Origin of the sequence: Bradyrhizobium manausense (assembly GCF_001440035.1) — a bacterium.
Lineage (GTDB): Bacteria > Pseudomonadota > Alphaproteobacteria > Rhizobiales > Xanthobacteraceae > Bradyrhizobium > Bradyrhizobium manausense.
The window spans coordinates 114,447-140,020 of the sequence record NZ_LJYG01000004.1 but is presented as its reverse complement, the minus strand read 5'-3'; the positions used below and the strand labels follow the sequence as shown (position 1 = coordinate 140,020).

The 25,574-nt window shown below is 64.8% G+C and carries 21 protein-coding genes; 4 read left to right on the top strand and 17 right to left on the bottom strand.

What is annotated here, in order from left to right; translation table 11 throughout:
- The first annotated feature begins 57 nt into the window (after nucleotides 1–57).
- Nucleotides 58–558: an RNA pyrophosphohydrolase gene (locus tag AOQ71_RS01240; protein WP_057740776.1), complete on the top strand. Its 501-nt coding sequence runs from the start codon at nucleotides 58–60 to the stop codon at nucleotides 556–558.
- A 9-nt stretch (nucleotides 559–567) separates the two neighbouring features.
- Here the strand turns inward: AOQ71_RS01240 and AOQ71_RS01235 are convergent, their stop codons facing one another.
- The 6 genes from AOQ71_RS01235 to AOQ71_RS01210 form a co-directional block, all read right to left on the bottom strand.
- The gene (locus tag AOQ71_RS01235; RefSeq protein ID WP_057740774.1) at nucleotides 568–2,238 is read right to left on the bottom strand and encodes an adenylate/guanylate cyclase domain-containing protein; all 1,671 of its coding nucleotides are present in this window, start codon (nucleotides 2,236–2,238) and stop codon (nucleotides 568–570) included.
- Nucleotides 2,239–2,464: 226 nt separating this feature from the next.
- A complete protein-coding gene (locus tag AOQ71_RS01230; protein ID WP_057740864.1) occupies nucleotides 2,465–2,872 on the bottom strand; it encodes a F0F1 ATP synthase subunit epsilon in 408 nt (135 codons plus the stop codon).
- 140 nt (nucleotides 2,873–3,012) lie between these two features.
- A complete protein-coding gene (gene atpD, locus AOQ71_RS01225) occupies nucleotides 3,013–4,446 on the bottom strand; it encodes a F0F1 ATP synthase subunit beta (RefSeq protein WP_057740772.1) in 1,434 nt (477 codons plus the stop codon).
- A gap of 83 nt (nucleotides 4,447–4,529) precedes the next feature.
- The gene (locus tag AOQ71_RS01220) at nucleotides 4,530–5,402 is read right to left on the bottom strand and encodes a F0F1 ATP synthase subunit gamma (RefSeq protein ID WP_057740770.1); all 873 of its coding nucleotides are present in this window, start codon (nucleotides 5,400–5,402) and stop codon (nucleotides 4,530–4,532) included.
- A 146-nt stretch (nucleotides 5,403–5,548) separates the two neighbouring features.
- A complete protein-coding gene (gene atpA / locus AOQ71_RS01215) occupies nucleotides 5,549–7,078 on the bottom strand; it encodes a F0F1 ATP synthase subunit alpha (protein ID WP_057740768.1) in 1,530 nt (509 codons plus the stop codon).
- On the bottom strand, nucleotides 7,078–7,638 hold the full coding sequence (locus AOQ71_RS01210; protein WP_057740766.1) for a F0F1 ATP synthase subunit delta: 561 nt from the start codon (nucleotides 7,636–7,638) through the stop codon (nucleotides 7,078–7,080). Before AOQ71_RS01210 ends, atpA begins: the two co-directional genes overlap by 1 nt.
- A gap of 650 nt (nucleotides 7,639–8,288) precedes the next feature.
- Between AOQ71_RS01210 and AOQ71_RS01205 the strand changes: the two genes are divergently transcribed.
- Nucleotides 8,289–8,795 (top strand): septal ring lytic transglycosylase RlpA family protein, encoded by a 507-nt coding sequence (locus AOQ71_RS01205; protein WP_057740764.1) that lies wholly within the window; start codon nucleotides 8,289–8,291, stop codon nucleotides 8,793–8,795.
- Between the two features lie 251 nt (nucleotides 8,796–9,046).
- Here the strand turns inward: AOQ71_RS01205 and AOQ71_RS01200 are convergent, their stop codons facing one another.
- Nucleotides 9,047–11,257, bottom strand: a complete 2,211-nt coding sequence (locus tag AOQ71_RS01200; protein WP_057740762.1) for a primosomal protein N' — start codon at nucleotides 11,255–11,257, stop codon at nucleotides 9,047–9,049.
- A 112-nt stretch (nucleotides 11,258–11,369) separates the two neighbouring features.
- Here AOQ71_RS01200 and AOQ71_RS01195 point away from each other — a divergent pair, with 112 nt between their 5' ends.
- Nucleotides 11,370–12,335 (top strand): tyrosine recombinase XerC, encoded by a 966-nt coding sequence (locus AOQ71_RS01195; protein WP_057740760.1) that lies wholly within the window; start codon nucleotides 11,370–11,372, stop codon nucleotides 12,333–12,335.
- 100 nt (nucleotides 12,336–12,435) lie between these two features.
- Nucleotides 12,436–13,029: a DUF4337 domain-containing protein gene (locus AOQ71_RS01190; RefSeq protein WP_057740758.1), complete on the top strand. Its 594-nt coding sequence runs from the start codon at nucleotides 12,436–12,438 to the stop codon at nucleotides 13,027–13,029.
- A 162-nt stretch (nucleotides 13,030–13,191) separates the two neighbouring features.
- Here the strand turns inward: AOQ71_RS01190 and AOQ71_RS01185 are convergent, their stop codons facing one another.
- The 10 genes from AOQ71_RS01185 to zapE form a co-directional block, all read right to left on the bottom strand.
- On the bottom strand, nucleotides 13,192–13,722 hold the full coding sequence (locus AOQ71_RS01185; RefSeq protein ID WP_057740756.1) for a hypothetical protein: 531 nt from the start codon (nucleotides 13,720–13,722) through the stop codon (nucleotides 13,192–13,194).
- A gap of 34 nt (nucleotides 13,723–13,756) precedes the next feature.
- Entirely contained in the window at nucleotides 13,757–15,157 is a 1,401-nt protein-coding gene (lpdA, locus tag AOQ71_RS01180) for a dihydrolipoyl dehydrogenase (protein ID WP_057740754.1), read from the bottom strand.
- 57 nt (nucleotides 15,158–15,214) lie between these two features.
- The gene (locus AOQ71_RS01175) at nucleotides 15,215–15,976 is read right to left on the bottom strand and encodes an SDR family oxidoreductase (protein WP_083513842.1); all 762 of its coding nucleotides are present in this window, start codon (nucleotides 15,974–15,976) and stop codon (nucleotides 15,215–15,217) included.
- Between the two features lie 55 nt (nucleotides 15,977–16,031).
- On the bottom strand, nucleotides 16,032–17,276 hold the full coding sequence (odhB, locus tag AOQ71_RS01170) for a 2-oxoglutarate dehydrogenase complex dihydrolipoyllysine-residue succinyltransferase (protein ID WP_057740752.1): 1,245 nt from the start codon (nucleotides 17,274–17,276) through the stop codon (nucleotides 16,032–16,034).
- 151 nt (nucleotides 17,277–17,427) lie between these two features.
- Nucleotides 17,428–20,385 carry a 2-oxoglutarate dehydrogenase E1 component gene (locus AOQ71_RS01165; RefSeq protein WP_057740750.1) on the bottom strand — a complete coding sequence of 986 codons (2,958 nt, stop codon included), beginning with the start codon at nucleotides 20,383–20,385 and terminating at the stop codon, nucleotides 17,428–17,430.
- A 135-nt stretch (nucleotides 20,386–20,520) separates the two neighbouring features.
- Complete coding sequence (sucD, locus tag AOQ71_RS01160) at nucleotides 20,521–21,405, bottom strand: succinate--CoA ligase subunit alpha (protein ID WP_057740748.1); 885 nt, start codon at nucleotides 21,403–21,405, stop codon at nucleotides 20,521–20,523.
- A gap of 36 nt (nucleotides 21,406–21,441) precedes the next feature.
- On the bottom strand, nucleotides 21,442–21,921 hold the full coding sequence (locus tag AOQ71_RS01155; protein WP_057740743.1) for a DUF1579 family protein: 480 nt from the start codon (nucleotides 21,919–21,921) through the stop codon (nucleotides 21,442–21,444).
- A gap of 4 nt (nucleotides 21,922–21,925) precedes the next feature.
- Complete coding sequence (sucC, locus tag AOQ71_RS01150) at nucleotides 21,926–23,122, bottom strand: ADP-forming succinate--CoA ligase subunit beta (RefSeq protein WP_057740740.1); 1,197 nt, start codon at nucleotides 23,120–23,122, stop codon at nucleotides 21,926–21,928.
- 214 nt (nucleotides 23,123–23,336) lie between these two features.
- Nucleotides 23,337–24,305, bottom strand: a complete 969-nt coding sequence (gene mdh, locus AOQ71_RS01145; protein WP_057740738.1) for a malate dehydrogenase — start codon at nucleotides 24,303–24,305, stop codon at nucleotides 23,337–23,339.
- Nucleotides 24,306–24,548: 243 nt separating this feature from the next.
- The coding region (zapE, locus tag AOQ71_RS01140; RefSeq protein WP_245316603.1) for a cell division protein ZapE at nucleotides 24,549–25,574 on the bottom strand (1,026 nt) is incomplete at its 5' end.

Genomic DNA, 25,574 nt, shown 5'->3' with positions numbered 1-25,574 from the left:
AGATTCCGGGTTCGATGCTACGCATCGCCCCGGAATGACGACGAGAGACATTTGCAAGTGACCACCGAAAAACCCTACCGCCCCAATGTCGGGATAGCGCTGTTCAACGCCGATGGCCGCGTGCTGATCGGGCACCGCTTCAAGGGCGACGGCCCCGAGATCATCCTGCCCGGGCTCGACTGGCAGATGCCGCAGGGCGGCGTCGACGAGGGCGAGAACCTGCGCGATGCGGCCATGCGCGAGCTGTGGGAGGAGACCAGTGTCGTCAGCGCCTGCTATCTCGGCGAGACCGACTGGTTCAGTTACGAATTCCCGCCCTATGACGGACCGCAGACGCATCGGCTGGCAAAGTTTCGCGGCCAGCGCCAGAAGTGGTTCGCACTGCGCTTCACCGGCAGGGACGACGAGATCGACCCGCTGACGCCGCGCAATGACCAGCCCGCGGAGTTTGACGCGTGGCGGTGGGAGCAGCTCGACCGCGTCGCCGACCTCGTGGTGCCGTTCCGCCGCGAGGTCTACCGGGCGGTGGCCGAGCAGTTCGCACCCTTCGCCAAATAGCCTCGCGTATCAATTCATCGGCCCGACCGCGAACGGGCCGATCGCGATGACGTGGCAGTCGCTGTCATGCCTGGCGCAGTCGGCGAGCGCGGTGTTGACCGCGGTCTGCTCGTCGGCGGCTTTCAGGCCGAGACCGGGGCGGCCGGCGATGCCGACGGCGACCGCATTCCAGCCCGTGCCGTCGCCGAGCTTGCGCACGACCTCGTCGCGCGCATCGGCCACGATCGAGGGATTGGTCGCGGCGTGGAAGAAGCCGGTGACCCGGAGCAGGGTCGGGATCGGCACGACGAAGACGTCGTCGACCGCCACGATCATGCAGGCCGCGCCTGCGATCGCGCCACAGGACTCCAGCGCGCGCCGCGCCGAATCGTCGACCGTCGTGCCGCCAAGCCCCATGAAATATTGTCCACCCGGGCCGAGCGCTATCGTGCGCGATTTCGCCGCCGTCATGTAGATGTTTTCGAGCCGGGTCTTGAACTGATCACGCAGCATCGGAAAATCTTTCGGCACGAACGCGCGCTCGGTGATGGCGTCGTGCCGATACCAGGGCTTCGGCGGCATCGGCGGCTCCCCATGGCCATAGATCACCTTGTTGCCGACGGCATAGAGCTCGCAGCGCCGCTGCGATTGGGCGGCGTCCGCGCGCTTCTGGCATTGGTCGAGCGCGGCGTTGCGCGCCTCCTCCTCGGTCGGCTTATTGAGCGCGGAGCCGAAGAAGCCGCCGATGTTCAGGGCGTAAGCCTTGTAATCCCCGGCGGCCGCATATTCGTTGCTGAGAAATGCACGCTGGCGCTCGCCGATGAACGGCACCGCGTCCACCGCGATCTTGCCGGTGGAGGCAGCGGGCGGTGACGACATCGGCGTCGGTGTCGCGGCAGCCGCTTGGGTCGGCGTCGATGTCGGCACCGGCGAAGGCGCCTTCGCCGCCATCGTGGGCGTCGGGCTGGGTGACGGCGCAGTGAGCGAACCCGGCGCGGGTGCCGCGGCAGTGGACGTCGCGGGACTGGACGTGACCTGCGCCGTCTCGAGCTTGGTGAAATAGAGGAAGCCGCCGACGCCGATGGCGACAACGGAGACCACGCCGACCACCAGCGGCCACATCCAGTTCGGCGCAGGCGCAGCCTTGATCGTTTTCTTCAGCTGCGGTCTTGCGTAAGTCCCGTCCTCGCGCCGCATCGCGACCATGTAGGCGTGCACCGGCGTCGGGATGTTCTTCACTTCCTGTGCGCCGATATCGGCGAACTGCACCGACAGCTTGTTGGCGACCTGCTCATGCACGGCGCGCGAGATGCAGATGCCGCCGACCTCCGCGAGCCCCTCGAGCCGGGCTGCGATGTTGACGCCGTCGCCGAGCAGATCGCCGTCGCGCTCGACGACGTCGCCGATGGTGATGCCGATGCGGAACGACATCTGCCGGCTCGGCGGATAGGCCATGTTGCGGGTTCGCAAGGACTCCTGGATGTCGATCGCGCAGCGCACCGCGTCGACCGCGCTCGGGAATTCCGCGAGCACGGCATCGCCTGCGGTGTTGAAGATGCGGCCGTTCGCCTTTGCGATGAAATCGTCGATGACGGAGCGATAGGACGCCAGGCGCCGCAGCGTCTCTTCCTCGTCTTCCGCAACGAGCCTCGAGTAGCCGGCAATATCGGCCGCGAAAATCGCCGCGATCTTGCGCTTCATCTGCGACCTGCCCTGGAACCTCTTCGCCGCGGCAGAATGCCGCTATCGCCGGCGCGGTGCAACAAAGTTTCAGCGCCCGCCACGGTCTGTGACGAGCGCTGATTTTGCTGCGGAAATTGAAAGGCCGGCGCCGCGGGGCGTGACCGCGAACGCGGCGCGCGCTATCGCAAGTGCGACGCCGGCGATCGCAAGTGCGACGCCGGCGATCACAAGTGCGACGCCGGCGTTAGTGCATCGCGGTCGTGTTGAGCTCCTGCTGGATGCTCTTGTAGTGGTCGAGCCGCGCAATCGCGAGATCGAGCTCGGAGCCTTCGTGCTCCGACAGCTTCTCATGCATTTCCGCGATCTTGTCGGCGAACTGCGCCCGATCGAGCTCGTCCAGCGAGGTCGCGACGTCAGCGAGCACGGTGAGACGATCGTCGGAAACTTCCGCAAGGCCGCCGAGCACGATGACCTTCTGCTTCTGGCCACCGGCGATGATGGTCAGGATGCCCGGCCGCACCGCAGCCACGAAGGGGGCATGCCCGGCGAGCACGCCGAAATCGCCTTCCCAGCCGGGGACGTCGACCTGGTCGACCTCACCCGAGAAGGCGAGCTTTTCCGGAGAGACGAGATCGAAGTGGAAGGTGGCCATGGTGTTTCCGCTTGCTTTGCTGGTCACCCGCGGGCTCGACCCGCGGGTCCATCCATCAAAATTCTCTTTCGATGGATCGCCGGGACTTCAGTTTGAAGACGCGCTTCGCGCTTTAGCCCGGCGATGACGAGGTGAAGAGCTTAGGCGGCTTCCGCCGCGAGCTTCTTGCCCTTCTCGACCGCCTCTTCGATGGTGCCGACCATGTAGAAGGCGGCTTCCGGCAGGTGATCGTACTTGCCTTCCACCAGGCCCTTGAAGCCCTTGATGGTGTCGGCGAGGTCGACGAACTTGCCCGGCGAGCCGGTGAAGATTTCGGCGACGTGGAACGGCTGCGACATGAAGCGCTCGACCTTGCGGGCGCGGGCCACGGTCAGCTTGTCCTCTTCCGAAAGCTCGTCCATGCCGAGAATGGCGATGATGTCCTGCAGCGCCTTGTAGCGCTGCAGCACCTGCTGGACCTGACGGGCGACCGCGTAGTGCTCCTCGCCGACGACCAGCGGGGAGAGCATGCGCGAGGTCGAGTCGAGCGGGTCCACCGCCGGATAGATGCCCTTTTCAGCAATCGAGCGCGACAGCGTGGTGGTCGCGTCCAGATGCGCGAACGAGGTCGCCGGCGCCGGGTCGGTCAAGTCGTCGGCCGGAACGTAGATGGCCTGCACCGAGGTGATCGAGCCCTTCTGCGTGGTGGTGATGCGCTCCTGCAGCGCGCCCATGTCGGTCGCGAGCGTCGGCTGATAACCCACCGCCGAAGGAATACGGCCGAGCAGCGCCGACACTTCCGAGCCGGCCTGGGTGAAGCGGAAGATGTTGTCGACGAAGAACAGCACGTCCTGGCCCTGGTCGCGGAAGTCTTCCGCGATGGTGAGACCGGTGAGCGCGACGCGGGCGCGGGCGCCCGGGGGCTCGTTCATCTGGCCGAACACCAGCGCGCATTTCGACTTCACGCTCGGATCCGGATTCTTCGGATCGGCGTTGACCTTGGACTCGATGAACTCGTGATAGAGGTCGTTGCCTTCACGGGTGCGCTCGCCGACGCCGGCGAACACGGAGTAACCACCGTGCGCCTTCGCGACGTTGTTGATCAGCTCCTGAATCAGCACGGTCTTGCCGACGCCGGCGCCGCCGAACAGGCCGATCTTGCCGCCCTTGGCATAGGGAGCGAGCAGGTCGACGACCTTGATGCCGGTGACGAGAATTTCAGCCTCGGTGGACTGGTCGGTGTAGGTCGGCGCTTCCTGGTGGATCGCGCGCAGGCCTGCGGTCTTGACGGGACCGGCCTCATCGATCGGCTCGCCGATGACGTTGATGATGCGGCCGAGCGTGCCTTCGCCGACGGGAACGCGGATCGGAGCGCCGGTGTCGGTGACTTCCTGACCGCGGACCAGACCTTCGGTGGTGTCCATCGCGATGGTACGGACGGTGGACTCACCGAGATGCTGGGCGACTTCGAGCACCAGGCGGTTGCCGCCGTTCTTGGTCTCGAGCGAGTTGAGAATGGCCGGGAGGTGGCCTTCGAACTGCACGTCGACGACGGCGCCGATGACCTGGGTGACGCGACCGACCTGGGCTGCCATTGAATGTCTCCTTCGATCCGAACTTCTAAGCCGCGATCAGCCTGACCGCGATGTTGCGTGTGATGGGTGTCGATGCGCCGTGATCAGACGGCCTCGGCGCCCGAGATGATTTCGATCAGTTCCTTGGTGATCTGCGCCTGACGCGTGCGGTTGTAGACCAGCGTCTGCTTGCGGATCATCTCACCGGCGTTGCGCGTCGCGTTGTCCATCGCGCTCATCTGCGCGCCGTAGAACGAGGCGTTGTTCTCGAGCAGCGCGCGGAAGATCTGGACCGCGAGGTTGCGCGGCAGAAGACGGGTGAGAATCTCGTCCTCTTCCGGCTCGTATTCGTAGGACGTCGTGCTGGCGGGAGCGCCTTCCTCGACCACCAGCGGGATGATCTGCTGGGCGGTCGGGATCTGCGCGATCACCGACTTGAAGCGCGAGTAGAACAGCGTGCAGACGTCGAACTCGCCGGCTTCGAAACGCGCCAGCACCTTCTTGGCGATGTCCTCGGCATTGGCGAAGCCGAGCTGGCGTACGCTGCGCAGATCGAGATGCTCGACGATCTGCTTGTCGAACTGGCGGCGGAGCTGCTCGTAACCCTTGCGGCCGACGCAGAAGAATTTCACTTCCTTGCCCTGGTTCATCAGGGCCAGCGCGCGCTCGCGGGCGAGGCGCACGATCGACGAGTTGAAGGCGCCCGACAGGCCGCGCTCGCCGGTGCAGACCAGCAGCAAATGAACCTGGTCGCGGCCGGTGCCGGCCAGCAGCGCAGGGGCGCCGGGCGACCCCGCGGCAGCGCTGGCGATGTTGGCGATCACCGCGCTCATCTTGTCGGCATAGGGACGGGCGGCTTCCGCCGCGGTCTGCGCGCGGCGCAGCTTCGAGGCCGCGACCATCTGCATGGCCTTGGTGATCTTTTGCGTCGCCTTGGTGGAGGCGATGCGGACGCGCATGTCTTTAAGTGACGCCATTCTTCGTTCACCCCGGCGGTTCGACGCGATGTCGGACCGCTAGCCTGTCCCTACCGCGATGCCCGGCCGGGCGCCGGGCACGCTTCTTGTTGTTGTGCCTTTCGCGAAACGATCAAGGCCGGCGAACCGGCCATGACGGCTCGTGATTACGCGAAGCTCTTCGCGAAGCCTTCGACCACAGCCTTCAGCTTCGCGGCAACGTCGTCGGAGAGATCGCGGCTGTCGCGGATCGCGTTGAGAATGTCGACATGCTTGCCGCGCAGCAGCGAGAGCAGGCCGTCCTCGAACGCCTTCACCTTGTTGAGCGGGAGCGGATCGAGATAGCCGTTGGTGCCGGCCCAGATCACGCAGACCTGCTCTTCCATCTTCAGCGGCGAGAACTGCGGCTGCTTCAAGAGCTCGGTGAGGCGCGAGCCGCGGTTGAGCAGGCGCTGGGTCGAGGCGTCGAGGTCGGAGCCGAACTGCGCGAACGCCGCCATTTCGCGGTACTGCGCGAGCTCGCCCTTGATCTTGCCGGCGACCTTCTTGGTGGCCTTGGTCTGCGCCGACGAACCGACGCGCGACACCGACAGACCGACGTTCACCGCGGGACGGATGCCCTGGAAGAAAAGGTCGGTTTCCAGGAAGATCTGGCCGTCGGTGATCGAGATGACGTTGGTCGGGATGTAGGCCGACACGTCGTTGGCCTGGGTTTCGATCACAGGCAGCGCCGTCAGCGAGCCCGAGCCCTGGTCCTTGTTCAGCTTCGCCGCGCGCTCGAGCAGGCGGGAGTGCAGATAGAACACGTCGCCGGGATAGGCTTCGCGGCCCGGCGGGCGGCGCAGCAGCAGCGACATCTGGCGGTAGGCGACGGCCTGCTTGGACAGATCGTCATAGATGATGACCGCGTGCATGCCGTTGTCGCGGAAGTACTCGCCCATGGTGCAGCCGGTGAAGGGCGCGATGTACTGCATCGGCGCCGGATCGGACGCGGTGGCGGCGACGACGATCGAATATTCGAGCGCGCCCTGCTCCTCCAGCACCTTCACGAACTGCGCGACGGTCGAACGCTTCTGGCCGACCGCGACGTAGACGCAGTACAGCTTGATGTTCTCGTCGGGCTGCGCGTTGAGGGGCTTCTGGTTCAGGATGGTGTCGAGCGCGATCGCGGTCTTCCCGGTCTGGCGGTCGCCGATGATCAGCTCGCGCTGGCCGCGACCGATCGGGATCAGGGCGTCGATCGCCTTGAGGCCGGTCGCCATCGGCTCGCTCACCGACTTGCGCGGAATGATGCCGGGCGCCTTGACGTCGACGCGCATGCGCTTCTCGGCCTGGATCGGGCCCTTGCCGTCGATCGGGTTGCCGAGCGCGTCGACGACGCGGCCGAGCAGACCCTTGCCGACCGGCGCGTCCACGATGGCGCGGGTGCGCTTGACGGTCTGGCCTTCCTTGATCTCGCGGTCGGCACCGAAAATAACGACACCGACGTTGTCGGTTTCGAGGTTCAGCGCCATGCCGCGGGTGCCGTTCTCGAACTCGACCATTTCACCGGCCTGGACGTTGTCCAGACCGTAGACGCGGGCGATACCGTCGCCGACGGACAGCACCTGTCCGACTTCGGAGACTTCAGCTTCCTGGCCGAAATTCTTGATCTGGTCCTTGAGGATCGCGGAAATTTCCGCGGCGCGGATGTCCATCAGCCTGCCTCTTTCATCGCGTGCTTGATCGAATTGAGTTTGGTGCGAAGCGAGCTATCGATCATGCGGCTGCCAAGCTTCACGACGAGGCCTCCGATGATCGAGGGATCGATCTTCACGTTGAGCGCGACGTCCTTGCCGGTCACCGACTTCAGGGCAACCTTGAGAGCGTCGAGATTCTTGTCCGACAGCGCTTCCGCGACCGTGACGTCAGCGGTCGCCTCGCCCTTGAACTTGGCGACGAGGGCCCGATAGGCGCGGATGACGTCAGCCACCGCGAACAGGCGGCGGTTGGCGGTCAGCACTTTGAGGAAATTGGCGGTGATGCCGGCGATGCCGGCCTTGTCCAGCACGGCCGAGAGGGCCTTGGACTGGGCGTCAGCCGCGAAGACCGGGCTGCGGACGAGGCGCTTCAGATCGGCGCTTTCGTTCAGCAGAGCCTCGAACTTGTCGAGGTCGGCCTTGACCTCGTCGACCACTTTCTGGTCGCGGGCCAGTTCAAACAAGGCCGTTGCATAACGGCCCGACACACCTGAAACGGACGTATCTTCTGCAGCCACAGACGCGCTCTTTTAGCTGTCAAATTCGCAAGGGAAAAACCGTCGCCACAAAGCGGCGCCTAGCGATCCAAGCCCTTGGAATTCAAGCGGGACTTCGATTTTCGACCAGCACGGGAAGTGCCGGGCTCGTTAAAATCGCGGCTTTGCTAACATAGCAGGCGCGCACGTGCAACATGACGCCAAATTAAAGGCACGACCTTCTGTCGCCAGTTCGTCGCACGTTGCGGCCCACCTCACCGCGATCATTGCGACGACCTGCCATGCCACGGAATTGCCGCGAACCTTTCGTCGGCGGCGTGCCCTTTCGTTCCTGCCGTCAGCGCATAGCGGCCATGAACACGGATCGCTGAGCCGTGTTCAGGTGCGCGCCGTTCCCGCCCGCCGAATACTTACCCAATTCTAAATTCGAAGAGTAACAAACTTGGTTTTACAGTATTCGCAAGTAATCGATCAGTTAATGAATCATTAAAGGGAAAGATCACGGAACTTTGGGTGAATATCGATTCAGATCACGAGATATTTCATGACGACATTGATCGGATTTACTGCCCAATTCACGCCTCATTGCGAATCGAAACGCCAACTCGCTCACAAACTGATGGGGGCTCCACTTGCCACATATGTGGCATTACTAGCGTAGGGACCATTAAATGCTGTCATTGAAGACGCTGGGAACTGTGACCCGGCCGCGTACGGCGATTGCTTTCGTCGCTGCAACTCTCTTCGTCGGTGGAACTGCCACCGAAGCTTCCGCCAAATCCAGGCATCACCACCGGGGTTCTCACCACCACAGCCACCAGGCCCAGGCTGACACCGTCGCGAATTCCGGTTGGTTCAACGCCAATGCGTCGATGACGCCGTCGCAGGGCACCGGCCACAGCTTCTCCGGCATGGCCTCCTATTACGGCAACGAGTCCGGCAGCCGCACCGCCTCCGGCGCGCGCTTCAACCAGAACGCCATGACCGCGGCGCACCGGACCCTGCCGTTCGGCACCAAGGTTCGTGTGACCCATGGCGGCCAGAGCGTCATCGTCACCATCAATGACCGTGGCCCGTTCGTGCGCGGCCGTGTGCTCGACCTCTCCACGGGTGCAGCCCGCGCCATCGGCCTCACCGGTGCCGGCGTCGGCCGCGTCACAGCGGAAGTCGTCTCCTAACGGCGCGAGAAGCGCCTTCGGCCCGCTTGCGCAGTTTTCATCAGTTTTGCTGCGCGAATGAAACAAGCCCGTGGTCTTGGGGGACCACGGGCTTTTTGTTTGACTTCGTCGCCAATATTGACCCGTCATTCCGAGGCGATGCGCAGCATCGAACCCGGAATCCATCGTGCGACAGAGTTGGTGGATGAATGGATTCCGGGTTCACGCTACGCGCGCCCCGGAATGACGACGGATATGGCCGCGGCTTGGCCTTACAAAAAGCTCTGCGGATCGACGTCCACCTCGAGCTTCTGGTTGCCGGTCGGCTTCGGGCACACCGCGAGCCAATTGCGCAAATAGTCCGACAGATCGAAGCCGCGGGCCGATTTGACCAGGATGCGGAAGCGGTAGCGGCCCTTGATGACGGCGAGCGGGGCTTCGGCGGGGCCGAGCACGACGACGCGCTCGTCGCGCGGCGCGAGTGCAACGAGCTTGCGGCCGAGGCCCTCGGCGCTCGGACGATCGCCGGCGGAGATGATCAGGCTGGCAAGGCGCCCGAACGGCGGATAGAGCGTCTTCTCGCGCAGATCGATCTCGCTGTCGTAGAAGGCCTCGCGGTCGCAGGCGATCAGCGCCTTCATGACGGGGTGATCGGGCTGGTGGGTCTGCAGATAGCCGACGCCGCGGCCCTGCTCGCGGCCGGCGCGGCCGATCACCTGGTTGAGCAATTGCCAGGTGCGCTCTGCCGCACGCGGATCGCCGTTGGAAAGGCCGAGATCCGCATCGACCACGCCGACGAGATTGAGCCGCGGAAAATTGTGGCCCTTGGCGACGAGCTGCGTGCCGATGATGATGTCGACGCGGCCTTCCGCGATCTCGGCAAGCTCGCTGCGCATCGTCTCGATCGAGGTGATGAGATCGCTCGACAGCACCATGGTGCGCGCTTCCGGGAACAGCGCCGCCGCTTCCTCCTGCAGGCGTTCGACACCGGGGCCGACGGCCACCAGCGATTCCTCCGCCGCGCAATGTGGACAGGTTGGCGGCCGCGGCATCGAGAAGCCGCAATGATGGCAGACGAGGCGCTGGCGAAAGCGGTGATCGACCAGCCAGGCATCGCAGATGGTGCAGGCGAAGCGATGGCCGCAGGCACGGCACAGCGTCAGCGGCGCATAGCCGCGTCGATTGAGGAACAGCAGCGCCTGCTCGCGCTTCTCGATGGCTTTTCTGATCTCGCCTGCCAGGCGCGGCGAGATGTAGCGGCCACGCGCGGGCGGCTCGCGCCTGAGGTCGATGGCCTCGATTTCAGGCATGTGCTGGCCGCCGAAGCGCGAGGGCAGCGCGATGCGCTGGTAGCGGTTCTTGCGCGCATTGACCTCTGACTCGACCGAGGGCGTGGCGGAGGCCAGCACGATCGGGATTTTGGCGATATGCGCGCGCACCACTGCCATGTCGCGGGCGTGATAATGCACGCCCTCGTCCTGCTTGTAGGCCTGGTCGTGCTCCTCATCGACCACGATGAGGCCGAGATTGGCGTAAGGGAGAAACAGCGCCGAGCGCGCGCCGACCACGACCGGCGCGGTGCCTTCGGAGATTGCAGCCCAATTGCGCGCGCGGGTGCGCGGCGTCAGCTCGGAGTGCCATTCGATCGGGCGCACGCCGAAACGTTGCGCGAAGCGATCGAGGAACTGGCCGGTCAGCGCGATCTCCGGCATCAGGATCAGTGACTGCTTGCCGCGGCGGATGGTTTCCGCCACGGCCTCGAAATAAACCTCGGTCTTGCCGGAGCCCGTGACGCCGTCGAGCAGCGCGACATGGAAGGTGCCGTTGGCCGCGAGCGCGCGCATCGCATCGACGCCGGCGCGCTGCAGCGGCGAGAAATCCGGCCGGCCGAACTCCGGATCGGGCGCGGGCGGCGGGGGCGGCGGCGGCATCGGCTCGACCGTGAGCGTGCCCTCATCGACGAGGCCGTCGATCACGCCGGCGGAGACGCCGGCTTCCTTGGCAGCCTCGGACTTGCCGTGCAGCAGCCGGTCCGACAGCACCTCGATGACGCGCGAGCGCGCCGGCGTCAGCCGCCGTGGGGGATCGCCTGTCAGCCGCACGCCGGCACGGACCCGTTCGGGGCCGAGGCTCTCGCCCATGCGCAGGCACATGCGCAGCACCATGCCGCGCGGGCTCAGCGTATAATTGGCGACCCAGTCGACGACGGCGCGCAGCTCGCCCTTCAGCGGCGGGACGTCGAGCTTCTCGCTGACCTCCTTGAGGCGATTGTGCAGGCGCGGATCGGGATTGGCGTTCTCGCCCCAGACCACGGCGAGCACCTCGCGCGGCCCCAGCGGCACACCGACGAGATCGCCGGCCTTCAGCTCCATGCCCACAGGGACCTTGTAGGAATAGGTCTGGTCGAGCGCGACAGGCACCAGCACGTCGACCATGCGGGTTGCGTTGGCGGGGGCGGTCGAGCTGCGCGAGGTGTGATCCATGAACGGAGAATCGGAACCTAGTGGCGTTCAGGCTAGCGCTGTGGAGCCGCCTTAGCGAACAGTAAACTGGTGGGATGCGATATACTGTGCGGAATCACCACGTCCAGAGCGCATGAGCAAAGCGGCCGCCCCCCACATCGAACTCGCCAGCGCCGATCCCTCGATCGCGCAGGAGATGGCGCGCTGGCTGTCGCATCTCGGCGCCGAGCGGCGGCTGTCGCCGAAGACGCTGGAAGCCTATGGCCGCGACCTCAGGCAATGCCTGGATTTCCTGTGTAGCCATTGGGGCGAGCGCGTGACGCTGGAGCGGTTCGCCTCGCTTGAAGCCACCGACGTGCGCGCCTTCATGGCGATGCGCCGCGCCGATGATATTGCCGGCCGTTCGCTGATGCGCGCGCTGGCGGGCCTGCGCTCGTTCGGCCGCTTCCTTGAGCGCGAGGGCAAGGGCAAGGTCGGCGCGCTCTCCGCGATCCGCGCACCGAAGGTCGCAAAGACCTTGCCGAAGCCGCTGCCGATGGCATCGGCAAAGCGCCTGGCTGACGCCGACGAGCGCGCCGGCGAGGAACGTGAGACCTGGATCCTGGTGCGCGACGCCGCGGTGATGGCGCTGCTCTATGGATCGGGCCTGCGCATCTCCGAGGCGCTGGGGCTGAAGCGCCGCGAGGTGCCGAAGGCCGGCGAAGGCGACGTTCTGGTCGTCACAGGCAAAGGCAACAAGACGCGCATGGTGCCGGTGCTGCAGAACGTGCTGGCGCTGATCGACGAATATGTCGCGATGTGCCCGCATGCGTTGCCGCAGGAGGGACCGATCTTCGTCGGCGCGCGCGGCGGTCCCTTGAGCCCGCGCATCATCCAGCTCGCGATGGAGCGGCTGCGCGGCGCGCTGGGCTTGCCCGACAGCGCCACGCCGCACGCGCTGCGGCACTCCTTCGCCACGCATCTGCTCTCGCGCGGCGGGGACTTGCGCGCCATCCAGGAATTGCTCGGCCATTCCTCGCTGTCGACTACGCAGGTGTATACCGGGATCGATTCCGAGCGGCTGCTGGAAGTCTATGCGAGCGCGCATCCGCGCCGATAATTGCTGACATCAAGCTGTCATGGCTCGCTCCTGGCAAGCATGCCTCTTGCGCGAGCCGCGCGGTTCGGTCAATCGTTGCGGAGCCGCGACAGGAGGGATCATGAGCGCACACGAAAGCATGGAGCACGCCGAGCATGCCGAGCACGCATCGGGCGAGAACAAGAAGATCGCCCTGCTGATCGCGGTGCTGGCACTGTTCCTGGCGATCTCGGAAACGCTCGGCAAGGGCGCCCAGACCGAGTCGATCAGCAAGAACGTCGAGGCTTCCAATCTCTGGGCGTTCTTCCAGGCCAAGAGCATCCGCCGCACCGTGGTGCAGACCGCCGCCGAGCAGGGCAAGCTGACGCTGGGTGCTGCCACCGACGACGCCATGAAGGCCGCGGTGCAGAAGCAGATCGACGATTGGACCAAGACCGCGGCGCGCTACCGCTCCGAGCCCGAGACCGGCGAAGGTACCGAGCAGCTCGCCGAAAAGGCCAAGCACGCCGAGCACGAGCGCGACGAGGCGACCGCGAAATATCATCATTTCGAGCTGGCCTCGGCCGCGTTCCAGATCGGCATCGTGCTGGCGTCGGCGACGATCATCACCGGCATGCTGCCGCTGGCCTGGATCGCCGGGCTCTTGACGATCGCTGGACTCGGCATGACCATGCTCGGCGCCTGGGCGCCGCATCTCTTGCATCTGCATGGGTAGGGGGAAACACGGCTCTCGCCGCGTCATTGCGAGGAGCTCGCGACAAAATTGCGCAGCAATTTTGCGCGGATGCGACGAAGCAATCCAGACTGCCTCCGCAGAGAGATTCTGGATTGCTTCGCTTCGCTCGCAATGACGGAGGATAGAGCGGTGACCGCCGCTCTACCGCGCTTCGTGCACGCTCTTGCGGAAGCGCTGGATCAAACGGAGCGTGCGCGAGGACCAGCCTTCGCCGTCGCCCTTGATCAGCTCGCGGATGCGCCGCTTGATCGGCTCGACGAGTTCGGTCGCCTTGGCACGCAGCCGCAGCACCAGCTCGTAGAGGCGCTCGAACCAGTGCATCTCCAGCAGCTTGTCGCGCGTGACGTCAAATACGAAGGCGGTGACGCCGACGCCCAGCATTTTTGCGAACAGGAACGTGGAGACGCCGGTCAGCCAGTATTGATGCGTGAGCAGCCACAGGCCGATCAGCTTGAGCGGAAACAGCGGGATGATCGGCACCACGAACACGATCAGCGTCATCGCCGGGGACAGTGCATCGACGCGGTCGGCCAGCCACTCCTTCACGCGGGCGAGCGGGATCAGTGCGACCGCCCGCGCGACGACAGGCTCGAGATGGTCCCACAGCCAGGCTTCGATCAAAAAGATGATCGCAAGCAGGACCCAGACCGGTTGAAGAAGGCGGCGTAGCATGTGATGTCCCGCCCGATTCGGCCCTGAGCGTGACCTACATATGGATGGCCCGCTTGCCGACTGCAAGCGCGGCTTCCTTGACGGCCTCGGAGCGGGTCGGATGCGCGTGGCAGGTGCGGGCGAGATCCTCCGCACTGCCGCCAAATTCCATGAGAACGCAGGCCTCATGGATCATTTCGCCGGCTTCGATGCCGATGATGTGCACGCCGAGCACGCGGTCGGTCTTCGCATCTGCGAGAATCTTCACGAAGCCGTCAGTGGTCTGATTGACCTTGGAGCGGCCGTTGGCGGTAAAAGGAAACTTCCCGACGGTGTAGGCGACGCCGGCCTGCTTGAGTTCTTCCTCGGTCTTGCCGACGGAGGACACTTCCGGGGTGGTATACACCACCCCCGGGATCACGTCGTAGTTCACGTGGCCGGCCTGGCCTGCGATGATCTCCGCAACCGCGACGGCTTCATCCTCGGCCTTGTGCGCGAGCATGGGGCCGGCGACGACGTCGCCGATGGCGTAGACGCCCTTCAGGCTGGTGGCGAAATGCGGATCGATCTGGACGCGGCCGCGCGCATCGAGCGCAACGCCGGCTTCCTTCAGCCCGAGGCCCTCGGTGTAGGGCACGCGGCCGATGCAGACCAGCACGACGTCGGCTTCCAGCGTCTCGGCGGCACCGCCGGCGGCAGGCTCGATGGTCGCCTTCAGCGCCTTGCCTGAGGTGTCGACGGCGGTGACCTTGGCGCCAAGCTTGAAGGCAAAACCCTGCTTCTCGAGGATGCGCTGGAATTGCTTTGCGATCTCGCCGTCCATGCCGGGCAGGATGCGATCCAAAAATTCGACCACGACGACTTCGGCGCCGAGCCGCTTCCACACCGAGCCGAGCTCGAGGCCGATCACGCCGGCACCGACGATCAGGAGCTTGCCGGGCACCTTGTCCAGCGACAGCGCGCCGGTCGACGAGACGATGCGCTTCTCGTCGATCTCGATGCCCTTGAGGCGCGCGATGTCCGAGCCGGTCGCGATCACGATGTTCCTGGTCTCGATCAGCTGCGACTTGCCGTCGGCGGAGACCTCGACCTTGCCGGTGCCGAGGATCTTGCCGGTGCCCTTGAGCACGTCGACCTTGTTCTTCTTCATCAGGAACTCGACGCCCTTGACGTTGCCGTCGATGCCCTGCTGCTTGAAGTTCATCATCGCGGGAAGATCGAGCTTCGGCGACGACACCGACACGCCCATCTTGGCGAAGGAGTGCCCGGCTTCCTCGAACATCTCGGACGCATGCAGCAGCGCCTTCGAGGGCATGCAGCCGACGTTGAGACAGGTGCCGCCTAGCGTCGCGTTCTTTTCGACCACGGCGACTTTCATGCCGAGCTGGCTGGCGCGCACCGCGCAGACATAACCGCCAGGTCCGGTGCCGATGACGACGAGATCGAAGGGTGCCATGAGAGAAAGTCCCGTAAGTTTAGCGTGATGAGGATGTGTCAGCGTCCGCGCGGCGCGTCAGCGTCCGCCGGACACATCGAGAATGGCTGAGGTGACGTAGGAGGCATCGTCCGACAGCAGCCAGACGATGGCATTGGCGATTTCGTCCGCAGTGCCGACGCGCTTCATCGGAACCATATGGGCCAGGCGATGATGTCGGTCGGGCTCGCCGCCGGAGGCGTGAATTTCGGTGTCGATCAGGCCGGGGCGGATCGCGGCAACGCGAATGCCTTCGCTAGCGACCTCATAGCCGAGGCCGATGGTGAAGGAATCGACCGCGCCCTTGGACGCGGCATAATCGACATAGGTGTTGGGCGCGCCGAGCTTGGCGGCGACCGACGACAGATTGACGATGACGCCGCCCTTGCCGCCATGCTTGGTCGACATGCGCTTGACCGCCTCGCGCGCGCAGAGGATGGAGCCGGTGACGTTGACCGCCAGCACGCGCTGGATGCGCTCGGCCGTCATCTCGTCGACGCGCACCCCGCTTCTACCGACAATGCCGCCATTGTTGACGAGCGCGCCAAGCGTGCCGAATTTGTCGGCCTGCTTGAACAGGTCGATGATGTCGCGTTCCTCGGCAACGTCGCACTTCACCGCGATCGCCTTGCCGTTGCTGGCCTCGATCGTAGCTACCACTTCGTCGGCAGCCTTCTTGTTGCTGGCATAGCCGACCACGACGCGATAGCCGCGCGCGGCGGCCGCAAGCGCGGTGGCGCGACCAATGCCGCGGCTGCCGCCGGTGATGACAACGACTTTATCGGTCACGTCCGCCTCCATCATTCGACAAACGCCGTCGCCCATGCAGGCGACGGCGTCTTCAAAGCATCGGGGATCAGAGATCGAGCACCAGGCGTGCCGGATCTTCCAGGCTCTCCTTGACGCGAACCAGGAAGGTGACGGCTTCCTTGCCGTCGATGACGCGGTGGTCGTAGGACAGCGCCAGATACATCATCGGGCGGACCTCGATCTTGCCGCCGACGACCACCGGGCGATCCTGGATCTTGTGCATGCCGAGGATGCCGGACTGCGGCGCGTTCAGGATCGGGGTCGACATCAGCGAGCCGTAGATGCCGCCGTTGGTGATGGTGAAGGTGCCGCCCTGCATCTCGTCGATCTTGAGCTGGCCGTCACGAGCGCGGCGACCGAAATCGGCGATGGCCTTCTCGATGTCGGCGATCGATTTCTGATCGCAGTCGCGCACGACGGGCACGACGAGCCCCTTGTCGGTACCGACGGCGACGCCGATGTGATAGTAATTCTTGTAGATCAAATCGGTGCCGTCGATCTCGGCGTTGACGGCCGGGACGTCCTTCAGCGCCTGCACGACGGCCTTGGTGAAGAAGCCCATGAAGCCGAGCTTGGAGCCGTGCTTCTTCTCGAACGCATCCTTGTAATGCGCACGCAGCGCCATGACGTTGGTCATGTCGACCTCGTTGAAGGTCGTCAGCATGGCCGCGGTGTTCTGCACGTCCTTGAGGCGGCGCGCGATGGTCTGGCGCAGGCGGGTCATCTTGACGCGCTCTTCGCGCGCGGCGTCATCGGCAGGCGACGGCGCGCGGACCTGCACGGCGGCGGCGGGCTGGTTCACCGGGGTCGGCGCGGAGGCCGCACGCTCGATCGCAGCGAGCATGTCGCCCTTGGTGACGCGGCCATCCTTGCCGGAGCCCGGAACGGTCGACGCATCGATGCCGCTCTCGGCCGAAATCTTGCGCACGGACGGAGCGAGCGGCGCATCGGCCGGCGGCGCTTTTGGCGCAGCGGCGGCAACCGGAGCGGCAGCGGCAGGCGCCGGAGCAGCTGCAGCAGGCTTGGCGGGTGCGGCGGCGGACTTGGCAGCACCGGCGCCATCGGTGATCTGGCCGAGCAGCGCACCGACTGCGACGGTCGCGCCATCGGCGGCGATGATCTCGCTCAGCGTGCCGGCCGAGGGCGCCGGGACCTCGATGGTCACCTTGTCGGTCTCGAGCTCCACCAAGGGCTCATCGACGGCGACCGGGTCGCCGGCCTTCTTGAACCAGCGGCCGATGGTGGCCTCGGTGACGGATTCGCCGAGCGTCGGCACACGAATTTCAGTCATGGTCTTTTCCTTAAGGAGATCGCCGGTGCGGTCGAGAATTTTCAGGTGTCATCGCCCGCAAAAAGCAAGCCATCCAGCAGGCCGGACGTTCGCAGTCGCGACCTACTGAATGACCCGCCTTTCGGCGGGACATGACGCAGTTCAAAAAAGTTCAGCTCAGTGCTTCGTCCAGGAACGCCTTCAGCTGCGCCTGATGCTTGGACATCAGACCCGTGGCGGTCGCGGCGGAAGCGGCGCGGCCGACATAACGCGGACGCCGGCTCGCACCGTTCACCTGGTTCAGCACCCATTCCAGATAGGGCTCGATGAAGTGCCAGGCACCCATGTTGCGCGGCTCTTCCTGGCACCAGATCACTTCCGCCTTCTTGAAGCGGGACAGCTCGGCCACCAGCGCCTTCAACGGCACCGGATAGAGCTGCTCGACGCGCATCAGGTAGATGTCGTCGATGCCGCGCTTCTCGCGCTCCTCGTAGAGGTCGTAATAGACCTTGCCCGAGCACAGCACGATGCGGCGGATCTTCTCGTCCGGAACGAGCTTGATCGGCTCGTTCGGCAGCATCTGGGCGTCATCGTAGAGAATGCGGTGGAAGGTCGTTCCCTTCGCCAGCTCCTCGAGACGCGAGACCGCACGCTTGTGACGCAGCAGCGATTTCGGCGTCATCATGATCAGCGGCTTGCGGATCTCGCGATGCAGCTGACGGCGCAGCACGTGGAAGTAGTTCGCCGGCGTGGTCGGGTAGACCACCTGCATGTTGTCTTCCGCGCACATCTGCAGGTAACGCTCGAGGCGCGCCGAGGAATGCTCCGGTCCCTGGCCCTCATAGCCGTGCGGCAACAGGCAGACGAGGCCGGACATGCGCAGCCATTTGCGCTCGCCCGAGGAGATGAACTGGTCGAAAACGACCTGCGCACCATTGGCGAAGTCGCCGAACTGGGCTTCCCACAGGGTCAGCGTGTTCGGCTCGGCGAGCGAATAGCCGTATTCGAAGCCGAGCACCGCTTCTTCCGACAGCAGGGAGTTGATGACCTCGTAATGGCCCTGCTCGTTGCCGAGATGGTTGAACGGCGTGTAGCGGCTCTCGTCCTCCTGGTCGATCAGGACCGAATGGCGCTGCGAGAAGGTGCCGCGCTCCGAATCCTGTCCGGAGAGGCGGACGTGGTGGTTTTCGGAAAGCAGCGAGCAGAACGCGAGCGCCTCGCCGGTCGCCCAGTCGATGCCGTTGCCGCTGTCGATCGCCTTGGCACGATTATCGAGGAAACGCTGGATGGTGCGGTGAACGCGGAAGCCGTCCGGCACCTTGGTGATCTTGCGGCCGATATCCTTCAGCGTCGCGATGTCGACGCCGGTGACGCCGCGCCGCGCATCCTCTTCCTGGTCGGCGATCTTGAAGCCGGCCCATTTGCCGTCGAGCCAGTCGGCCTTGTTCGGCTTGTAGGAGGTGCCGGCCTCGAACTCGGCATCGAGCCGCGCGCGCCAGTCGGCCTTCAGCTTGTCGACCTCGCCCTCGGTGACCACGCCCTCGGCGATCAGGCGCTTGGCATAGAGCGACAGCGTCGACGGATGCGCCGCGATCCGCTTGTACATGACCGGCTGGGTGAACGCCGGCTCGTCGCCCTCGTTGTGGCCGTAGCGGCGATAGCACCACATGTCGATCACGACCGGCTTGTGGAATTTCTGCCGGAACTCGGTCGCGACCTTGGCCGCGAACACCACGGCTTCCGGATCGTCACCGTTGACGTGGAAGATCGGCGCGTCGATCATCTTCGCGACGTCCGACGGGTAAGGCGACGAACGAGAATAACGCGGATAGGTGGTGAAGCCGATCTGGTTGTTGACGATGAAGTGCACGGAGCCGCCGGTGCGGTAGCCCTTCAGGTCCGACAGGCCGAAGCATTCCGCCACCACGCCCTGGCCCGCGAATGCCGCGTCGCCATGCATGAGCAGCGGCATCACCGAGATGCGCTGGTCCGGCGGATCGCCGTGCTGGTCCTGCTTGGCACGCACCTTGCCGAGCACGACGGGATCGACGATCTCGAGATGCGAGGGGTTGGCGGTCAGCGACAGATGGATGCGGTTGCCGTCGAACTCGCGGTCCGAGGAGGCGCCGAGGTGGTACTTGACGTCGCCGGAGCCTTCGACCGCGTCGGGGTTGGCCGAACCGCCCTTGAACTCGTGGAACAGCGCGCGATGAGCCTTGCCCAGCACCTGGGTCAGCACGTTGAGGCGGCCGCGATGCGGCATGCCGAGCACGATTTCCTTCACGCCGAGATTGCCGCCGCGCTTGATGATCTGCTCGAGCGCGGGGATCAGCGCTTCACCGCCGTCGAGGCCGAAGCGCTTGGTGCCGGTGAACTTGGTGTCGCAGAACTTTTCGAAGCCTTCGGCTTCGACCAGCTTGGTGAGGATGGCGCGGCGGCCTTCCCGCGTGAACGAGATTTCCTTGTCCGGCCCCTCGATGCGCTCCTGGATCCACGCCTTCTGCGCGGCATTGCTGATATGCATGAACTCGACGCCGAGCGTCTGGCAGTAAGTGCGCTCGCAGATCGCGGTGATCTCGCGCAAGGTGCCATATTCGAGGCCGAGCACGTGATCGAGGAAAATCTTGCGGTCGAAATCGGCTTCGGTGAAGCCATAGGTGCGCGGGTCGAGCTCTTCGCGGTTGCGCTGGGCTTCGATGCCGAGCGGATCGAGCTTGGCGTGGAAGTGACCGCGCATGCGATAGGAGCGGATCAGCATCAGCGCACGGACGGAGTCGCGCGTGGCCTGGAGCAGGTCGGCGGAGGAGATGTCGGCGCCCTTGGCTTGCGCCTTGGCGGCGATCTTGCTGCCGACCGCCTTCTCGACTTCGGCCCAATTGCCGTCGAGCGCGGAGGTCAGGTCGTCCTTGGGGGTCAGCGGCCAGTTGTCGCGCTCCCAGGACGGACCTTCGGCGTTCTTGAGGACGTCAGCCGGCTGGTCGTTGAGGCTCTTGAAGAATTCCTGCCACTCGGCGTCGACCGAGGACGGGTCCTTCTCGTAGCGGGCGTAGATTTCGTCGATGTAGGTGGCGTTGGTGCCCTGCAAAAATGATGACAGGGCAAAGGCTGCGTTCGCGTCCTGGCGAGACATACTGGGTTCCTGGCGATTTCGGTTCGCGCATAACAAACGGCGCTGGCGCCGAGCTCCCCGACAGGGCTCGACGCGACAGGCACCCTTTACCCCATTTGCTGCGAAACTTCGCCCGGAAAAGCACGAAGGAGTGAATTAGCCTTTCAACTTTTCGGCAAGCGTGTGGCCGAGGCGTGCCGGCGACGGCGACACTGTAATACCTGCGGATTTCATCGCTTCGGTCTTGGAACCGGCGTCGCCCTTGCCGCCCGAAATGATCGCCCCGGCATGGCCCATGCGGCGGCCCGGAGGGGCAGTGACGCCCGCGATGAAACCGACCATCGGCTTCTTGCGCCCGCGCTTGGCCTCGTCCTTGAGGAACTGGGCGGCATCCTCCTCGGCGGAACCGCCGATCTCGCCGATCATGATGATCGACTCGGTCTTGGCGTCGGCCAGCAGCATTTCGAGGACGTCGATGAACTCGGTGCCCTTGACCGGGTCGCCGCCGATGCCGACCGCGGTGGTCTGGCCGAGGCCTTCCTGGGTGGTCTGGAACACGGCTTCGTAGGTCAGCGTGCCGGAACGGGAGACAATGCCGACCGAGCCGGTCTTGAAGATGTTGGCGGGCATGATGCCGATCTTGCACTCGCCGGCGGTCATGACGCCCGGGCAGTTCGGCCCGATCAGGCGCGACTTCGAGCCGGCGAGCGAGCGCTTCACGCGCACCATGTCGATGACGGGAATGCCTTCAGTGATGCAGACAATCAGCGGGATCTCGGCGTCGATGGCCTCGCAGATCGCATCCGCCGCGCCCGGCGGCGGCACGTAGATCACCGACGCGTCGGCACCGGTCTTCTCCCGCGCCTCGCGCACCGTGTCGAACACCGGCAGGCCGAGATGGGTCGAGCCGCCCTTACCCGGCGAAGTGCCGCCGACCATCTTGGTGCCGTAAGCAATCGCAGCCTCGGAATGGAAGGTGCCGTTCTTGCCGGTGAAGCCCTGGCAGATGACCTTGGTGTTCTTGTCGATCAGGATGGACATGAGGTCTGCTTTCGCGAAACTAACGGAGTGAGAGGGTCAATGGATGCGGCGGTAGATGCCGGTGAGCACGTCGGCCCAGCCTTCCGCATCCGGCGAGAACTGAATCTTCAACGAGTAAGAGACGTCGTCGATGATCTCATAGACGTGGCGCGCATTGCCGCGAAGCGAGCCGCGCACCAGCGTCAGGGTGTTGCCGACCCAGCCGCCTGATGCGGGCGAGGGCGGCGTGTAGCCAAGCGAATCGTACCAGAACAATTTGTAGGTCCGGTCGTCGCGGTCGTAGGTGAAGAGGCCGTGGGTGGCGAAGACCTCCTTGCCATCGCGCATCTGCACCGAGTCCTGGATCAGATAGAACCCGTTGAGATCCATGCGCGCGACGGTGCGCGAGGTGGCCGGTCCGCCCGCAGTCCAGCGCGACGGAAAGACCATCTCTTCACCATTCCATTCGCCGGCGAACGCGGCGAGACGCGCATGCTCTGCAAGTGGAGATGATGCGGAGAGATGGTCCTGGGCCATGGCCTTAGCCTCCCTTGACGGCCTTCACGATCTTCTGCGCGGCGTCGTCGAGATTGTCCGCCGGCACCACGTTCAGGCCGGATTCGCGGATGATCTTCTTGCCGAGCTCGACATTGGTGCCTTCGAGGCGAACCACCAGCGGCACGCTGAGGCCGACCTCGCGAACCGCAGCGGTGACGCCTTCGGCGATCACGTCGCACTTCATGATGCCGCCGAAGATGTTGACCAGGATGCCCTTCACGTTGGGGTCGGCGGTGATGATCTTGAACGCGGCCGCGACCTTCTCCTTGCTGGCGCTGCCGCCGACGTCGAGGAAGTTCGCCGGCGCCATGCCGTAGAGCTTGATGATGTCCATCGTCGCCATGGCGAGACCGGCGCCGTTGACCATGCAGCCGATATTGCCGTCGAGGGCGACATAGTTGAGGTCGTATTTCGACGCCTCGATTTCCTTGGCGTCTTCCTCGGTCTCGTCGCGCAGCGCGAGCACCTCGGGATGGCGGAACAGCGCGTTGTCGTCGAACGACACCTTGGCGTCGAGCACGCGGAGCTGACCCTGCTTGGTCACGACCAGCGGGTTGATCTCCAGCATCGACATGTCCTTGGCGACGAAGGCCGCATAGAGCTGCGCGGTGAGCTTTTCCGCCTGCTTGGCGAGATCACCCGAGAGCTTCAGGGCATTCGCGACGGTGCGGCCGTGATGGCCCATGATGCCGGTCGCCGGGTCGACCGAGAAGGTCACGATCTTCTCAGGGGTGTTGTGCGCAACGTCCTCGATGTTGACGCCGCCTTCGGTCGAGACGACGAAGGAAACGCGCGAGGTTTCGCGGTCGACCAGGATCGAGAGATAGAACTCCTTGTCGATATCGGAGCCGTCTTCGACGTAGAGGCGGTTGACCTGCTTGCCGGCCGGGCCGGTCTGCACCGTCACCAGGGTGGCGCCCAGCATCTGCTTGGCGAATTCGGAGACTTCGGCGGCCGACTTGGCGATGCGGACGCCGCCCTTGTCGCCGGCCGAGGCTTCCTTGAACTTGCCCTTGCCGCGGCCGCCGGCGTGGATCTGGCTCTTCACCACCCAGACCGGACCGGGCAGCGCCATGGCTGCGGCAGCTGCGTCCGTGGCACTCAGGACCGGAACGCCCTTGGAGATCGGCACACCGAACTCGCTCAGCAGCGCCTTGGCCTGATATTCATGAATATTCATATGGTCGCTCCCTGAAGCCGCGGGCGGTGACCTCATGGGCCCACCTCAGTCTTGTGGCTGGCATACCATATACCACAGGAACTGCAACCCGGATTCTCTCTCGTCGGATATCCTGGACCCAGACCCCGCCCAGCCTTCAGCAAGGATTGCATCAGGGGTCCGGAAGTGAAACCGCCGAAGACCGGGTGTCGGTCTTCGGCGGGATTGTTGCGCCTTAACGGCCGAGAAGATCGGGGGCGATCTTCTTGCAGGCATCGACCAGGCCCTGCACGGCGCCGACCGACTTGTCGAAGGCCTCGCGGTCCTTGCCGGCGAGCTCGATCTCGACGACGCGCTCGACGCCCTTGGAGCCGATCACGACGGGCACGCCGACATACATGTCCTTCACGCTGTACTCGCCGTTGAGATAGGCGGCGCAGGGCAGCACGCGCTTCTTGTCCTTCAGATAGCTCTCGGCCATCGCGATGGCGGAGGCGGCCGGGGCGTAGAAGGCCGAGCCGGTCTTGAGCAGATTGACGACCTCGGCGCCGCCGTTGCGGGTGCGGTCGACGATCTCGTCAAGGCGCGCCTGCGAGGTCCAGCCCATCTTGACGAGGTCGGGCAGCGGGATGCCGGCGACGGTGGAGTATTTCACCAGCGGCACCATGGTATCGCCATGGCCGCCGAGCACGAAGGCGGTGACGTCTTCGACCGAGACGTTGAACTCGTCGGCCAGGAAGTAGCGGAAGCGCGCGGAGTCGAGCACGCCGGCCATGCCGACGACCTTCTTGTGCGGCAGGCCGGAAGCCTTCTGCAGCGCCCAGACCATGGCGTCGAGCGGATTGGTGATGCAGATGACGAAGGCGTCGGGAGCATACTTCTTGATGCCGGCACCGACCTGCTCCATGACCTTGAGGTTGATGGAGAGGAGGTCGTCGCGGCTCATGCCGGGCTTGCGCGGCACGCCGGCGGTGACGATGCAGACCTTGGCGTTATCGAGAGCCTCGTAGGAGTTGGCGCCGGTGTAATGCGCGTCGAAACCGTCGACCGGGGAGGACTGCGCGATGTCGAGCGCCTTGCCCTGCGGCACGCCCTCGGCGATGTCGAACATCACGACGTCGCCCAGCTCTTTCAGGCCGATGAGGTGAGCCAGCGTTCCGCCGATCTGGCCGGAGCCAATCAAAGCAATCTTGTCGCGCGCCATGTGAACCTGTCCTTTAGACACGTGAGGAGGGGAAAACTGAGAGGGTGGTTATCCCTTTCGCTTCCCCCGTTCAAGTCGGTGGATGCCCATTTGTCGGGCTTGCCGCGTTTCCGGCCAGCACAACCCAGGCCGTCATTCCGGGGCGTCCGCGCCATTGCGCGGGCGAACCCGGAATCTCGAGATTGTCGCGCGAGATTCCGGGTTCGCGCTGACGCGCGCCCCGGAATGACGGAAAGATAGGACTTAAGTCTCGACCAGGCCCTTGGTGGAGCCGCTGGCGGTGGAGTCCTTGCGGCCATGAGGCAGCGCCAGATAGGATTCCGAGCTCATCTCGATCAGGCGCGAGGCGGTCCGCTTGAACTCCATCGCCTCGGTGCCCTCATCGGCGATGTAGAGCGAGATCGGATTGGCGTCGGCCGAGGCCATCAGCTTCACGGCATTGTCATAGAGCGTGTCGATCAGCGTGATGAAGCGCTTGGCGGCGTTGCGCTGGGAGAAGTCCATCACTGGAATATGGTCGACCAGGATGGTGTGATAGTCGTGCGCCAGCCTGAGGTAGTCGGATGCGCCCAGCGGCTTCTCGCAGAGATCGGCGAAGGCAAAGCGCGCGACGCCGTGAGCCGAGCACGGCACGTGCAGGGTGCGGCCCTTGATCTGGATATCGCGCGACTTGCATTTGGCATTGCCCGTCATCTTCGCCCAGGCGCGGTTGAGCGCCGTGTCGGCATCGCCATCCGCCGGCGTCAGCCACATCGGCACGCCCTGGAGCTTTTCCAGCCGGAAGTCGGTGCGCGCGTCGAGCCGTGTCACGTCCATGTGGTCGGTGATCTGCTTGATGAAGGGCAGGAACAGCGCGCGGTTGAGGCCGCCCTTGTAGAGATCGTCGGGCGCGACGTTGGAGGTTGCGACCACGACGGTGCCGAGCTCGAACAGCTTTGCGAACAGGCGTCCGAGGATCATCGCGTCCGCGATGTCGGTGACGTGGAATTCGTCGAAACAGAGCAGCCAGCTCTCCTCGAAGATCGCATGCGCCGTCAGCGCGATGACGTCGCCATCGGGGATCTGTCCGCGCGCGATGCTCTGGCGGTAGTCGTAGATGCGCTCGTGCACGTCGGCCATGAATTCGTGGAAATGCGCGCGGCGCTTGTGCTCGACATTCGAGTGCTGGAAGAACAGGTCCATCAGCATGGTCTTGCCGCGACCGACCTCGCCATGGACGTAGAGCCCGCGCGGCGCCTCGTCCTTGTCGCCGCCGTTGAACAGGCGGGC

Coding starts and splice junctions, on each gene's coding strand:
- AOQ71_RS01235 (WP_057740774.1), bottom strand. CDS start 2,238: ATGAAGCGCAAGATCGCGGCGATTTTCGCGGCCGATATTGCCGGCTAC.
- AOQ71_RS01230 (WP_057740864.1), bottom strand. CDS start 2,872: ATGGCCACCTTCCACTTCGATCTCGTCTCTCCGGAAAAGCTCGCCTTC.
- atpD (WP_057740772.1), bottom strand. CDS start 4,446: ATGGCAGCCCAGGTCGGTCGCGTCACCCAGGTCATCGGCGCCGTCGTC.
- AOQ71_RS01220 (WP_057740770.1), bottom strand. CDS start 5,402: ATGGCGTCACTTAAAGACATGCGCGTCCGCATCGCCTCCACCAAGGCG.
- atpA (WP_057740768.1), bottom strand. CDS start 7,078: ATGGACATCCGCGCCGCGGAAATTTCCGCGATCCTCAAGGACCAGATC.
- AOQ71_RS01205 (WP_057740764.1), top strand. CDS start 8,289: ATGCTGTCATTGAAGACGCTGGGAACTGTGACCCGGCCGCGTACGGCG.
- AOQ71_RS01200 (WP_057740762.1), bottom strand. CDS start 11,257: ATGGATCACACCTCGCGCAGCTCGACCGCCCCCGCCAACGCAACCCGC.
- AOQ71_RS01195 (WP_057740760.1), top strand. CDS start 11,370: ATGAGCAAAGCGGCCGCCCCCCACATCGAACTCGCCAGCGCCGATCCC.
- AOQ71_RS01190 (WP_057740758.1), top strand. CDS start 12,436: ATGAGCGCACACGAAAGCATGGAGCACGCCGAGCATGCCGAGCACGCA.
- AOQ71_RS01185 (WP_057740756.1), bottom strand. CDS start 13,722: ATGCTACGCCGCCTTCTTCAACCGGTCTGGGTCCTGCTTGCGATCATC.
- lpdA (WP_057740754.1), bottom strand. CDS start 15,157: ATGGCACCCTTCGATCTCGTCGTCATCGGCACCGGACCTGGCGGTTAT.
- AOQ71_RS01175 (WP_083513842.1), bottom strand. CDS start 15,976: ATGGAGGCGGACGTGACCGATAAAGTCGTTGTCATCACCGGCGGCAGC.
- odhB (WP_057740752.1), bottom strand. CDS start 17,276: ATGACTGAAATTCGTGTGCCGACGCTCGGCGAATCCGTCACCGAGGCC.
- AOQ71_RS01165 (WP_057740750.1), bottom strand. CDS start 20,385: ATGTCTCGCCAGGACGCGAACGCAGCCTTTGCCCTGTCATCATTTTTG.
- sucD (WP_057740748.1), bottom strand. CDS start 21,405: ATGTCCATCCTGATCGACAAGAACACCAAGGTCATCTGCCAGGGCTTC.
- AOQ71_RS01155 (WP_057740743.1), bottom strand. CDS start 21,921: ATGGCCCAGGACCATCTCTCCGCATCATCTCCACTTGCAGAGCATGCG.
- sucC (WP_057740740.1), bottom strand. CDS start 23,122: ATGAATATTCATGAATATCAGGCCAAGGCGCTGCTGAGCGAGTTCGGT.
- mdh (WP_057740738.1), bottom strand. CDS start 24,305: ATGGCGCGCGACAAGATTGCTTTGATTGGCTCCGGCCAGATCGGCGGA.